This is a genomic window from Vibrio sp. 10N.261.51.F12, assembly GCF_041471725.1.
GTDB lineage: Bacteria > Pseudomonadota > Gammaproteobacteria > Enterobacterales > Vibrionaceae > Vibrio.
In genome coordinates this window covers 85,760-98,282 of the sequence record NZ_JBFROV010000012.1, presented here as the reverse complement: position 1 = coordinate 98,282, position 12,523 = coordinate 85,760, and the positions used below count along the sequence as shown (strand labels likewise).

The following is a 12,523-nucleotide window of genomic DNA, read 5'->3' as shown; positions in this document are numbered from 1 at the left end:
GAGTGAAAAATGGTTAGCCCATTAGCAAAACAGCGGAAGCAATTACTTGAAAAACAGGCTAGCCAGTTTGCACCGGAGGTTGTTTCTGGTGCAGACACCAATAGCTTGCACATCAAGCTGATTGACTTCGAAGAAGACCGCAAGCATTTACGCACTTTCAATGCGATTGCTGATCGTGTTGAGCATAAACGCAATGTGTTGGTACCGAAATACAAACCGTACGTTCAAGCCTATTTGGAAAGTGGTGAGCAATTTGAAAACCCAATCTTTACCAATTTGGTGATCTGGCTATTCGACATTAAAGAGTTGGATACCGCGATTGATTGGTGCATGACGGCCATAGAACGTGACCTGCCAACACCAGAAAACTTCCGTCGTAATTGGCCGACATTCTGTGCTGATGAAGTTCTAGCGTGGGCTGAAAGCGAATCAGAACGTGGCAATTCAATTGAACCTTATTTCTCCAAAGTATTTGAGAAGGTTGAGAAAGAGTGGCGCCTGCATGAAAAAGTGGAAGCTAAGTGGTTCAAGTTCGCGGGTTTATATCTGATTCGAAATGAAGACGGCCAACCGCAAGCCACAGCAGTTGGTAATTTGGAAACGTTGGAAAAGGCTCTGGGCCTACTTCAACACGCACACAATAAGCACTGCAAAGTGGGTGTGGGTACGCAGATAAAGAAAATCGAACAACGTATTCGTGCCATTAGAGACGGTACGAATCTTTAGTCCGTAATAGAAAAGACTCCTACGCCACCGCGCCTCGGCTGGCAAGAGTGCAATAGCAAACGCTCATTGTGACTCGTTGACCCAGTGGCTAGAGGCGCACCTATTTCGTAATTGGAAAGCAAGGAATCGAAATGAGCTTTGGTGGGAAAGTGAACAGCGCAGTAAATGCCGCCTTACCAGGTGAAGGTTGGCCGGATTTATCAACCGATGAATTCCGCCAATTGCGCCGTATTCCCCATACCTTTGATAACGATTCTATGGCTGCAGCCGTGAGTATTGCCGCTTTGAATATTCAGCAGCGACTTGAAAGCCTGTTGGTTGATGGCAACCCGCCAGTGCTAAGCGCAGTAAAAACAGCCGTATATAAGCGCGCAGTTTATGGTTTGGCCCATGCTGATCTTTTACCAGAGTTCGCCACGCAGGACCGTCGAAAGGAAGGTGAAAGCGTAGCAACGGATGAACCAGAGCAAGAGGCTCGTTTTATCACCCAAAGTAATCAGGATGTGCGTTTGCTACTTGGCCGTAGTGCCAATGGGATTGGTTCGATATGAGTGACACGGTTTATAACAAAACCAAGCTTGAGCATCTAACGGAATACATTGTTGGTCATCTCAATAGCAATGTACTCGATAACAAAATAGAAGCTTGGCAGGAAAGAGCAGCCATCGTGGTTGATGGTGAAGACCGTGGTAACGGTGGCCACATTGCAGCGTATTGGCGATATGAAGCGGTGGTTTCAATAGAAGAGTTTCCTCATCGACAACTAGACCCGCGTAACTTGTTTGCTTTGGTTGCTTGCTGGCTATCTGACTGTGATACCGAGCGTGATATCCATGAATTGGATGATCCAGAGATTAGTGTCGATGTGATTAGCCATGAAGCGGCTGATGTCCTTATCGAAATCGAGATGATGGAACCTATTGAGATGATACCAGATCAGCAAGGTTTGATTACCTGGCGAGGAACGAGGTACCGAGTGCAGGCTGTCCCAATTGATACCGCTGAAGAATACGAGCTGACCAATGCAAATTGAACTAGTAGGCAAAGGCGCCATTAGTGCGAAGCAAGCATTGGAAGCGTTAGCACTTACCAAGCGTAAAAGGTTCTGGCTTCTTAAAGATTTGGGACGTTGGGAAAAAAGAATGACGCGAAGTCGTATTCGTAGGCAAAAAGATGTCGACGGCCGAAAATTTGAAAAGCGTAAAAAAGGTGAAGGTGCAGTGCTTACTTCCTTCGCCAATGGAATGGAACCTTACGTTTTTCACGATGCCACGATGCTTGATTTGACATGGAACCGAAAAAAGAAAGCGCAAAAAGCAGCAGTACACCAAGCCGGATTAACCGAAAGCATTTCGGCTCATGAGCATATAAAGGAACAAACAAAGAGAAGAGGTGAACCAGATTACGGATCACCCTGCACCAAAAAGCAAGCAATAGCACTACGTAGGCTTGGTTATCGAATCCGCCGTAAAGGTGGCAAAGGCTTCAATAAGCCCAGTGTTCGAAACCTAGAGAAGCGACTTACCTTGGGGCAAGCGGGCCTGATCATACGAATGATGAGAACAGGTAAAGAAAAAGGTAAGCAGAAGTGGAAGGTACATACACCACAACGCCAAATGATGGGGACAAAACCTCAAAAAGTAAGAGAGCGCCTCATTAAAAATATCGAGAAAGCTCGCGTGAAAAAATAACCCTTTGAGTAAGGAATATTACCAATGGCAACCGGAAAGGTAGAGGTAAACAACCTCAATTTAGGGCAAGGCGGGATACCAGAAATAGAACGCCACTTGCTCTATATCGGGCGCACCGATAAAGCGGAACTGCAAGGCAAGGTCACGCGCGTAAACAACATGACCAACCTTGATGAAGTGGTGGCAGATGATGTGTTAGGCGCAAACATCAAAGCTGCGCAGCTTAATGGCAAAAAAAACTGGACGGGTGCCATCTTCGGTTTGGCCGTGGATGATACTTGGCAAGAAGCCGTAGACATTGCCAACCGTACTGACTCGTTTGAAGGCGTTTGCATTGTTGATGTGGTGACAGACAAAGCGCAGTTCACGGCCATGCAAGACAAAGCAACAGAGCTCACGAGCAAACTTGGCCGTTGGGTGTTCTTCTTGGCTGCGTGTCCTGGCATTGATGCCGATGATCAAACCTGGTCGGATTATGAAACCGCCATGCTAGCCCTAGTGAAAGATGTGGCCGCAAACATGGTGACGCCAGTACCAATGCTTAACGGCAATAACATGGGTGTTTTGGGTGGCCGTTTATGTGACCGTGCGGTCACCGTGGCCGATAGCCCAATGCGAGTCGCAACAGGCAGTTTGCTTGGCTTGGGTGCAATGCCGATTGATAGCACGGGTAAGCCATTGGAGATGAGCACTATTTCAGCATTAGCTGATGCCCGTTACTCATTACCGCAATGGTATGCGGATATGGAAGGGGTGTACTGGACGGATGGTTGCACGCTAGAAGCCAAAGGTGGCGACTACCAATACCTTGAATACGTTCGCCCGGTTCACAAGCTTAACCGCCGTGTTCGTATTAAAGCGATTCGTCGTATTGCTGACCGAATCCTTAATTCGACACCACCAAGTATTGAACTCAACCGCACTTACTTCAGTAAAGACATGCGTGACATGTCTAAGACCACTGAGATTGGCGGTATTCCGTTCCCTGGTGAAATCATGCCCCCACGCGATGAAGACGTGTCGATTCAGTGGATGACTAAAACCAAAGTCAACATTGGCTTAATGGTTCGCCCTCATAACTGCCCGAAACACATTGTGGTCAACATTGGGCTTGATCTCTCTAACCCTGCCGATGTGGAGGCATAACCAATGAGCATGCGTATTTCAGGCAAGAACATGCACTTTTCAATGGGCGACTACAAGCTAAAAGCGCAAAAAGTCACCCTATCGATTACCGACAATTCAGCCGTGAACAAAACCTCTGGTGTACCTGATGGTTGGGTTGATGGCGATGTAGAAGCCAGCGGTGAAATGGAGCTGACCACTCAGCAGTTCAACCAAATGAGCAAGGCAGCCAAACAAGCCGGCTCTTGGCGCGGACTGCCGGACTTTGATTCGTTGTTCTACGGCAAAATTGATAAAGACGAACTGAAAGTAGAAGCCTTTGGTTGTCGTATCAAAATCTCTGATCTGCTTGATGTGGATTCCAATGGCGCCAACGCACTGGTACATAAGTTGCCGTTTGAAGTGACCAGCCCAGATTTCATCAAAATCAATGGTGTTCCATACCTGCGTCCAGATGAAACCGAAGACTTGGTTCAGTAACTTTTTGCTTAATAGATAGGAGGCGTAATGTCTGATGTTATCGACCATGCCAGTGGCCTTGAAGCCCAATTCACACAAGTGGCGCTTGCTCACCACCTGGCAAGGGCTAAGCAAAATGAACAACGGGAAAGTGCACAGGATTGCGAAGAATGTGGTGACCCAATCCCTGAGCAACGCCGTCAAAAAGTGCCAGGGTGCCAATACTGCACTCAGTGCCAATCCTCAAGGGAGTGATGAATGCGCGACTGGCTAGATAAAATCACCGCAGGCATAGCGTATTTGTGTTCTGTGTTCGGTATCGCCGTTAGCCAAATGACGATGGAGCACTGGTATTTCCTGTCTTCCATCGTGCTCGGGGTAATTATGGCGGGAGTTAACATTTGGCATAAACGCAACATGCAGCGCATTGCCAAGGAAAAGGGAGTCGTCATCAATGAAGCTGGCTAAAAAGATAGTGTGTTCGGTTGGTGTGGTCATCGCCTTAATTACGGGCGGGGCAACATTAGGTACCCACTCAGTGGCGCCCACAGGGCAAGTGGTGGTTGCTAATGAAGCGCTAGGCGAACTTCGTATCAGTCCGAAAGGGCTCGCGATTGTCGGCAATATGGAAGGATGTCGATTAGATCCATACACCTGCCCATCAGGTTTAACAACCAATGGCATTGGCAATACGCACGATGTGCCGGATCTCATCATTACCATGAACCAAGTGGCTAAGGATTGGGTGAAGAACTTGCAAGGTGCAGAGCGCTGCATTGCAAGAGCCGAGAAACAGTCGGGGGTAGCGTTATCTCAGGGCCAATTTGATGCCTTTGTCTCTTTTGCTTTTAACACCGGATGCACCCGTTTTGAACGTAATCGTAATGGCACCAAAACTCGCATTTATAGTCACCTTTTGGCGAGTCGTTATGAACAAGCGTGCAATCAATTGCCGCGATGGGTTTATGGTGCTGGGAAGAAGCTACCTGGTTTAGTGAAACGGCGGAGGGCGGAGCATGCTCGCTGCATGGAAGTGGATTAAGTGGGGCGGGCTCGCGTTGTTCATTGGTTTATTGGTACTGCAGGGGTTTGCGCTTAAGGCGAGTTACGCCAAGCAAGATCTTCTTCAAATCAAGTTAGATAAGGCAGAGCAGGACAACCAAACCAATCAACGCACGATTAACACGCTCAAACAGGATAACCAGCACATTAACCAAGTGTTGGTTGCTCGCAAGAAACGACAAATTACTCAGCGTCAGGAACTAGAAGATGAAGTACAGCAGCTCAAACAACAGATGGAAGGTATTGAATGCGTTATTCCTAGCGCTGTTACTGACCGCTTGCGCGAGCACTACTAAGACGACAGCAACCGAAGTGATCGTGAAGCTGCCACCTGCTGGTTTGATCGAGCCTTGCTATAAACCCACAGTGATCGGTACATGGCCAGAGGTGGTGACCGATGACATACCCAATTTAAAAGCCGCACTCGGAGAGTGTGCAAAACAACCCGATGAATATTTAAAATGGCGTGCGATGCACGAACAGGAGACACAACAATGAGCAAGTCAATTGTACTAACTGTCGGCAATACCGATATTGAATTTATCCCAACCCCTGCCGAGTACGATGAAGCGCAAAACACCATTCTACAAGGTGATGCGAGTAGCGCGGCGCACAACTTCTTAATGAGCTGTGTCAGCGAAGATTCAAAAGAGGCGTTACGCGAAATTACTAACAACAACGCAGGGGCGGCGACACAGATTTATGGCGCCGTTCTTAAAGAATACGCGCCTAAGCTCGCTATCTCAGTAAAAAAATAGATGCGCTTGTCGCAGCAGTAGAAAGCAGCGACAGGCAAAAGATGTATGCGTGGCGGCGAAAGTGGCTACCTAATGAACCGGATACTGATCAGAACCTTGCTTACGCGATTTGGTTAGAGACAAACCATTGGGAAAACATGCAAGCCGTCACCGCTAGCGGTGTAGCTAAAGGGTTTGGCGCCTAAGCCTATTTGTTAACAGGAACACGTAATGTTACCAGAAGCACTCAGATTTCAAGTTGGATTGATTGACCAGATTTCAAAACCTCTGGGCAATATTCAACGTCATCTGGATGATGTCACCAATACCTATCGTCAAGGTACCCATACCATGATGGCGGGTGCGGCTGGCATGGTGGGTGCAGGTTTCGCATTGCAAAAAGCGTTGATGCCAGCGATTGAATTGGATAGAGCACTAGGCGAAGTAAAGTCTCTGGGTGTGGCTGATGACCAATTGAAAACCCTTACGTCTACCGCCATGAAATTTTCGGTTGAATACGGTAAGTCCGCGACGGATTTTGTGGCTGCGTCTTACGATATTAAATCGGCGATGGGCGATATGAGCGGTGATGAATTAGCGGGTGTGACAAGAAGCTCTGCTATTTTGGCCGCCGCGACCAAAGCCGACACCGCCACGATTACCAACTACATGGGCACCATGTACTCGGTATTCAAAGACCAAGCGGATGACATTGGCAAAGATAACTGGGCAGAACGTGTCGCAGGGCAAACCGCGAAGTCCGTGGAGCTATTTAAAACCAACGGGCAAGGCATGTCTGATGCTTTCAAAGGGGTGGGCGCATTGGGTAAAACTCACGGTGTCGCCATGGAAGAACAAATGGCCATCCTCGGTATGTTGCAGGGCTCAATGTCAGGCAGCGAAGCGGGGACTCGATACAAAGCGTTTTTGAGTGGCGTAGTGAAAGCTCAAGATGACCTGGGCATTTCCTTTACCGACAGTAATGGAAAGATGCTGCCTATGTTCGACATTATGAACAAGCTTCGGAATGAGTTCGGTGAGCTGGATTCAATGGAGTTAGCCAAGCTGAAAAGGGCATTCGGTAGTGACCAAGCGCTATTGGTTATCACTGACTTAATCGGCAAAACGAACGACCTAAAATCCAATGTATCCAGCCTAAACAATGCCGCGAATTTAGATACCGCCGTCAATATGGCGCACAGCATGACCGACCAATGGGAAAGGCTAGAACAAGGTGTGTTTGCCGTTCGCACTGCGTTTGGTGCTGCGTTACTTCCTGCATTGTTACCGGTGATTTCAAGCTTAGCCGATGGTGCGTTAGAAATTATTGAATGGACCGAGATGTTCCCGAACCTCACCAAATATATTGGCTTTGCTGCCATAGGAATTTTAACCGCAGCGGCAGCGGGTGGTGCATTTACGTTAATGATGGGCGTAGGCAAACAAGCGATGGCCGCTTATATGCTCGCGCTAAAAGCGTTGGTGGTCGTGAAACAAGGTTATTCAGCGTTAATCAAGGTATTGAGAGTGTCGCTGCTCGCCCTACACATGAATATGAATATTTATGGGGTAAAAACCAAACTGGTGACCGCTGGGCAGTGGTTGCTCAATGGTGCTGTGACTATGTCAGCGGCTATTTATGGTACAGCTACAACAGCGCTTACTTGGCTAGGTCGTGCATTCATGACAGGCACAATGGCTGCTTTAAAATTTACAGCCGCACTACTCACTAACCCTGTTTTCCTCATTGCTGCGGGTGTTACTGCAGCCGTGGTGGCCGTGGGCGCACTCATTTATTACTGGGATGATCTCAAGGCCTCATTTGGTGACACAACGTGGTTCCAAGTATTAGAAGGTGCCATCAATTTAATCACCCTGCCATTTCGAACGTTATTCAATTTCGTATCGGCTGGTTGGAAATGGGTGATGAGTGGATTCACAGATACCAGTGGCTTTGCCTTCATTGGGCAAATGGCCGAATACATGCGCAACATATTCGGCAGCGTGTTTAGTTGGTTTACCGACAAGTTGGCGGGTATTTGGGAAAGCTTGAAAGGGTTGGTGGATTGGGTTCCAGGCTTCGGCGGTGAGGATGAATCTATTCAAGTGAAATCGAAGTCAGTGCAAAGGGCGACCCCTCATGCACAAATTCCTCAAGGTGGCGCGGCCAAGAGCATTGCCAACTATCAAACCAGTTCCACCAATTATGGTGGCGTGGCGATTTACCCAACCTACATGAGTGACCCACAAGACATGGCGAGTGAATTAGAAATGGCGGCAGGCTAATGGCAGATTTTAAATACCAAGACTTGCTGATTGAAAACGGTGATGTGGTGCTCGATGCAGGCCGTAACCCGGTATTGATTCAAGACCGAGCCGTGATCGCCCAAGACATTAAGCACGCCATCATTGAAAGCAATCTGGCTGTGTTTCTGATTGCTGAGCGAAGCCCCTCAAAAAAGGCGGATGCACGGACCCAACTAGAGCTCTTGGTTGAAGAAGATGTGCGATTGGTACCTGGGACGGTTCGTATTGAAGAAGTCGACGATGGACGAATTTATATTTTTGCAGAAACCCTAGAGTTTGGCAGCGTAAGCGCAGAGGTGAACCTTGACTGATATCCCTAAACCGGACTTTACTGAACTGGCCAAGAAAGCGGGTTTGCCTCTTGAAGAAGCACAGTGGAAAGCCGTGCTGAAAGAAGAAGCAGAAAAACAAGGCAGCACCATTGCTAATGATTCAAAGTATTCCCCGTTCTGGCGCTTGATAGAAACCATGGTAATCAGTCCGACGGTATGGCTTATCAATACCTTTTTGGTGGGTTACATACTGCCAAATATGTTTGTCGCAACCGCAAAAGACAAGTGGTTGGATTTATGGGCGTGGCAATTCAATGTACTACGAAAGCCTGCCACGAAAGCAGTGGGGCAAGTGGTGTTCTATCGGGCCGCATCAAAGGGGCCAGTCATTGTGGTCCCCAAAGGCACTTTTATTCAGACCGACCCCATTAACGGCACGGTTTATCGCGTTATTTTAAAAGAAGACACCGCGTTGCCTGAAAATGCGCTGTCTGTAATGGGTGAAGTGGAAGCTGAACATGAAGGCGCTGCGTTTAATCTTGGTGAAGGTTACTACCATATTTTCGCCACGGCAGTGCCAGGTATTGGAGAAGGCGTCAACTCAGCGGATTGGCTTATTGAAGCAGGGGCGGATAAAGAAAGTGATGATCAACTTCGAGTGCGTATTCGCAACCAATTTAGTGGCGTAGCAAAATGGCATATCGATGCGGCGTACCGTTCTTTGCTTATGCTACGCGCGGGTATCAATAGCGAAAACGTCTACTTCGAACATAACGCTCCACGCGGTGCCGGTTCAGCCAACGCATTCATTTTATTGGATTCCGGTGAGCCATCTTCTCAAATGCTCAGTGACTTAAATAATCATATTAATCGTGATGGCAATCATGGCCACGGCGATGATCTTCTTGTGTATGCGATGCCAGGTAACCTCATTGATGTGACATGCCGAGCGTGGGTAGGTCGAGTGCTAACGAGTACCGAAAGGGAAGAACTAGAAACGAATATTGGCCTATTCATTGGTTCAGCATTTAGGCAGAACACCGACTACAAGGCGACGAAAACGAAACCATCATCGCGCTTTAGCTTTTCTAAATTAGCGCAAGAGCTTCACGGCCAGTTCCCTGAAGTTGAGTCGATAGAGTTCGAGAACGCTGATATTGCCAATGGTATGGAAGTGCCACGGATGAGCCGTTTGGAGGTGAACATTGAATCTGCCTAACTTAACGCTTAAGCACTGGATGGGTAAAGGCGAGCTCTACAAATTAGGCAATGCTCTGTTGGGATATTGGAGCCGAATTAAAGCCATTTTGGAATGGCCACTTCAGCAGCTTGATCCCATGGTCGCGCCCATTGAGTTTGTCGATTTGATTGCTTGGCAGCGTGACATTGAACGCTTACCCAAAGAGCCTGAGCAGATATACCGAATACGAGTGAACTTTGCTTACTCGTTTGCGGCAGGCGGCGGCTCGGAAGTGGGTTGGGAAGATATGTTTGCCAAACTCGGTTACCCACACATCAAAATTGACGAACGGCTGAATTATTACCCTTGGGATATTGTGAGCGTCAAAGTTAAAGATGGAGATATCAACGATGTACCAGGTTTGATGGATGCCATCGTGAGGCAATACGGTCGAACGTGCCGCCGATACAGCTTTGATGTTACCTCTACCGCTAATTTTCATGTTTCGGTCGCTGAGTTCAGCCACACCCATGAAACCTACTCCGCTTCAATAGGATAAGAATATGGCAGTCATTACTATCGCGGGTGAACGGCTTATTGCACAAAAGCAGCAAGCAGAAGAACCACTAGAAATTGCAGAGTTTGTTTTGGCCTACGTACCAGGTGTTGATCCTTCAGTGCCGCCAGAAAGAAATCAGTCTTTGCCGCCAAGTAACCACATTCGACTAAGAATGACCCCAACTCGTAGCGCGTATGTGAATTCGAATGAAGTGGTTTACTCACTGATTTTGGATAACACGGTTGGGAATTTTGATTTCAATTGGCTTGGTCTAGTGAGTGAAGAAGGTGTGTTGGTGTCGGCCAACCACATGGTGGTGCAGTCTAAACGCAAAAATAATGAATTGACGGGTGAAGAAGGGAACAATTTAACGCGTAACTTCTTGCTCAAGTTCTCGGGCGCACAAGCAATCACAAATATCATCGTGCCTGCCGAAACATGGCAATTCAATTATTCAGACAAAATTAATTACTTTGACACGATGGTGGTGTCTTTAGCAGCAAATCACTTTGCTTCTCAAAAACACATTGTCGAGCTTTATCACAAGAACATTCAAATCACTGAACGATTGAATGCATTGGAGAAATTAAATGGTTAATCAAAATATTGAGCAGCTATTGCAGCAAGCGGTAGACCAGTCGATGGCCCAAACGCAAGAAAGCCGGGACTTGGCAGAAGAAGTCGCGGGGAAGATGGGTGATATTGACAGTAAAGTTAATCAGAAAATGTCCGAGATGGATACCAAAATAACTCAAGCGACAGGAGATATTGAAGCAGCGATACAAGGAAAAGTTGATATTGTTCTTTTTGTTGATTCTAGTGAAGGGACACCAGAAGGCAGTGGAACACAGTTAGACCCGCTTGATACAGTAGAGAGTGCGTTTAAAAAAATCATCTCTGGAACTAATTCACTTATCTATTTGACAGGAGATGGCTGCCGTTATGTTCTAAATGAAAAAGTTATTGCTGACAATGTGACAGTAGCATTCAAATCTTATCGAGCTAACGGCACTCCCCCTGTGCTTACTCATTCAGCTAAGAAGAATGGAGATAATATTGAAGCTAAAAGCTTCCTATTGAAAGGAGGAAGTAATTTTCAATTTTTTGGTGTCGATGTTGAAACTTGCCGTTGGCAAGATTGGGTGTCGTCAGGAGTCCCAGTGAACTACATAAGCGCATTATTTGGGACACATTCAAATGGTGTAACAGGTGGGCGAGTAACATTCTATTCGTCGAACATAACCCTAAATAACAGCGCGCTGTTTCAGCAACATGCTAGCGGAACGATTGGTTGGTTAGATACTATCGCTATTGTTTATTCGTCGGTTACGAAGCGTGATTTATCAAATGATTTAATCACTAATGGTTTCCAATATTTAGTGGATCAGTATGGGACGGCAAACCTTCCATTTGATTTAGAAATTATTTCTTTGTCTTTGAATGGTGGTATTACGTTACCTGAGTTAATCGGACCACTCGTTGGCAAAGATAACATTCGTTCGACAGTACCACTAACTGCTTAATAGGGACTGAAAATGCAAATGATTGCTCATGCAGAAATAAACGGGTGTCACTATTACAATGTGACGATAGAAGATCTACAAGAGTTAGGTATTGGACAAAGTATCATTGATGCGGCGTTGGATAATGAACTATGGAAGGAAATTTCAGGAAAACGCAGTCAGTTGTTATTTGAAACCGACTGGACGCAGGGGCAAGACAGCCCGTTAAGTCCTGAAAAAATCGCTGAGTTCGCAGCGTACCGCCAAGAGCTACGTGATGTCCCTCAAACCTACAGCTCACCTGAAGATGTTATTTGGCCTGAAAAGCCAGTGTTATAGGAACTTTTAATGCTAACTCTCGACGGCTCCCAACTCCCATTAAAAAACCTACGCATAAGCGTACGCCAACAACTCGCCGGACAAGACATGTCCGGCCAAACCTCGGCTACCGACCAAGCGGAAACAGGTACTAAGGGTAAAATCTTAACTGTAAAAGGCGTGATCCCGTTCAGTAAAAGCCAACTTCTTACCAATCTGTTTAGCATGGCTGAAGCGTTAGAAACTGGGTCTCGCCATATCTACCGTATCAGTAACAAAACGGCAGAAGCTTTGAAAATTCGCCAAGTGAAATTCCAAGGTGCCGTTCGTGCTGATGAGCAAGATTCTCACAGGCAATGGAGTGTTTCATTTGAACTTGTAGAGCATCTATCGGTACCAGAACGAGTAGAGCAACGCCAACCGGATAAACCCGCCGCCCAACAAAAAGTTCAAGGGGTAAATACACCCGTTGAAGCCGGACAAAGTGACGACGTGCCGCCAGATACGGATGTGGAATTAACGGGCGTAATGAAAGTACTCAAAGCGGTGGATAATGCTTTGGCCTAACCGTAAAAAGGCGGTGAA

21 protein-coding genes are annotated in these 12,523 nt (G+C 47.0%); all 21 read left to right on the top strand.

The features are described 5' to 3' along the window. The first annotated feature begins 9 nt into the window (after positions 1–9). The 21 genes from gpM (at position 10) to AB4405_RS06430 (ending at position 12,505) form a co-directional block, all read left to right on the top strand. Complete coding sequence (gene gpM, locus AB4405_RS06530) at positions 10–726, top strand: phage terminase small subunit (protein ID WP_372060133.1); 717 nt, start codon at positions 10–12, stop codon at positions 724–726. A 131-nt stretch (positions 727–857) separates the two neighbouring features. After that, positions 858–1,277 carry a head completion/stabilization protein gene (locus tag AB4405_RS06525; protein WP_372060132.1) on the top strand — a complete coding sequence of 140 codons (420 nt, stop codon included), beginning with the start codon at positions 858–860 and terminating at the stop codon, positions 1,275–1,277. Then, positions 1,274–1,759: a phage tail protein gene (locus tag AB4405_RS06520; RefSeq protein ID WP_372060131.1), complete on the top strand. Its 486-nt coding sequence runs from the start codon at positions 1,274–1,276 to the stop codon at positions 1,757–1,759. The genes AB4405_RS06525 and AB4405_RS06520 overlap by 4 nt, the downstream gene beginning before the upstream one ends. Next, positions 1,749–2,417 (top strand): hypothetical protein, encoded by a 669-nt coding sequence (locus AB4405_RS06515; RefSeq protein WP_372060130.1) that lies wholly within the window; start codon positions 1,749–1,751, stop codon positions 2,415–2,417. Before AB4405_RS06520 ends, AB4405_RS06515 begins: the two co-directional genes overlap by 11 nt. Before the next feature lie 24 nt (positions 2,418–2,441). Further along, entirely contained in the window at positions 2,442–3,563 is a 1,122-nt protein-coding gene (locus AB4405_RS06510) for a DUF2586 domain-containing protein (protein WP_372060129.1), read from the top strand. 3 nt (positions 3,564–3,566) lie between these two features. Continuing rightward, positions 3,567–4,022, top strand: a complete 456-nt coding sequence (locus AB4405_RS06505) for a phage protein (protein ID WP_250618022.1) — start codon at positions 3,567–3,569, stop codon at positions 4,020–4,022. Between the two features lie 27 nt (positions 4,023–4,049). Further along, complete coding sequence (locus AB4405_RS06500; protein ID WP_372060128.1) at positions 4,050–4,256, top strand: TraR/DksA C4-type zinc finger protein; 207 nt, start codon at positions 4,050–4,052, stop codon at positions 4,254–4,256. 3 nt (positions 4,257–4,259) lie between these two features. Further along, positions 4,260–4,469: a phage holin family protein gene (locus AB4405_RS06495; protein WP_250618020.1), complete on the top strand. Its 210-nt coding sequence runs from the start codon at positions 4,260–4,262 to the stop codon at positions 4,467–4,469. After that, positions 4,456–5,043, top strand: a complete 588-nt coding sequence (locus AB4405_RS06490; RefSeq protein WP_372060127.1) for a lysozyme — start codon at positions 4,456–4,458, stop codon at positions 5,041–5,043. Before AB4405_RS06495 ends, AB4405_RS06490 begins: the two co-directional genes overlap by 14 nt. Next, positions 5,018–5,359 carry a hypothetical protein gene (locus tag AB4405_RS06485; RefSeq protein ID WP_372060126.1) on the top strand — a complete coding sequence of 114 codons (342 nt, stop codon included), beginning with the start codon at positions 5,018–5,020 and terminating at the stop codon, positions 5,357–5,359. The genes AB4405_RS06490 and AB4405_RS06485 overlap by 26 nt, the downstream gene beginning before the upstream one ends. A gap of 22 nt (positions 5,360–5,381) precedes the next feature. Continuing rightward, entirely contained in the window at positions 5,382–5,561 is a 180-nt protein-coding gene (locus AB4405_RS06480; RefSeq protein ID WP_372060125.1) for a hypothetical protein, read from the top strand. Continuing rightward, the gene (locus AB4405_RS06475; protein WP_372060124.1) at positions 5,558–5,821 is read left to right on the top strand and encodes a putative phage tail assembly chaperone; all 264 of its coding nucleotides are present in this window, start codon (positions 5,558–5,560) and stop codon (positions 5,819–5,821) included. Before AB4405_RS06480 ends, AB4405_RS06475 begins: the two co-directional genes overlap by 4 nt. A gap of 41 nt (positions 5,822–5,862) precedes the next feature. Continuing rightward, positions 5,863–6,006: a DUF6890 family protein gene (locus tag AB4405_RS06470; RefSeq protein WP_372060123.1), complete on the top strand. Its 144-nt coding sequence runs from the start codon at positions 5,863–5,865 to the stop codon at positions 6,004–6,006. A gap of 25 nt (positions 6,007–6,031) precedes the next feature. Next, positions 6,032–8,086, top strand: a complete 2,055-nt coding sequence (locus tag AB4405_RS06465; protein ID WP_372060122.1) for a phage tail tape measure protein — start codon at positions 6,032–6,034, stop codon at positions 8,084–8,086. Further along, positions 8,086–8,418, top strand: coding sequence for a DUF2590 family protein (locus AB4405_RS06460; protein ID WP_372060121.1), 333 nt, complete (start codon positions 8,086–8,088; stop codon positions 8,416–8,418). Before AB4405_RS06465 ends, AB4405_RS06460 begins: the two co-directional genes overlap by 1 nt. Beyond that, positions 8,411–9,598: a baseplate J/gp47 family protein gene (locus AB4405_RS06455; protein ID WP_372060120.1), complete on the top strand. Its 1,188-nt coding sequence runs from the start codon at positions 8,411–8,413 to the stop codon at positions 9,596–9,598. The genes AB4405_RS06460 and AB4405_RS06455 overlap by 8 nt, the downstream gene beginning before the upstream one ends. After that, positions 9,585–10,118, top strand: coding sequence for a hypothetical protein (locus AB4405_RS06450; protein WP_372060119.1), 534 nt, complete (start codon positions 9,585–9,587; stop codon positions 10,116–10,118). Before AB4405_RS06455 ends, AB4405_RS06450 begins: the two co-directional genes overlap by 14 nt. Before the next feature lie 4 nt (positions 10,119–10,122). Beyond that, a complete protein-coding gene (locus AB4405_RS06445) occupies positions 10,123–10,716 on the top strand; it encodes a phage tail protein (RefSeq protein ID WP_372060118.1) in 594 nt (197 codons plus the stop codon). Continuing rightward, positions 10,709–11,641 carry a hypothetical protein gene (locus AB4405_RS06440; protein WP_372060117.1) on the top strand — a complete coding sequence of 311 codons (933 nt, stop codon included), beginning with the start codon at positions 10,709–10,711 and terminating at the stop codon, positions 11,639–11,641. Before AB4405_RS06445 ends, AB4405_RS06440 begins: the two co-directional genes overlap by 8 nt. Positions 11,642–11,653: 12 nt before the next feature. Then, positions 11,654–11,959, top strand: a complete 306-nt coding sequence (locus tag AB4405_RS06435; RefSeq protein WP_372060116.1) for a tail fiber assembly protein — start codon at positions 11,654–11,656, stop codon at positions 11,957–11,959. A 9-nt stretch (positions 11,960–11,968) separates the two neighbouring features. Then, a complete protein-coding gene (locus AB4405_RS06430; protein WP_372060115.1) occupies positions 11,969–12,505 on the top strand; it encodes an adenine glycosylase in 537 nt (178 codons plus the stop codon). Positions 12,506–12,523: the final 18 nt, after the last annotated feature.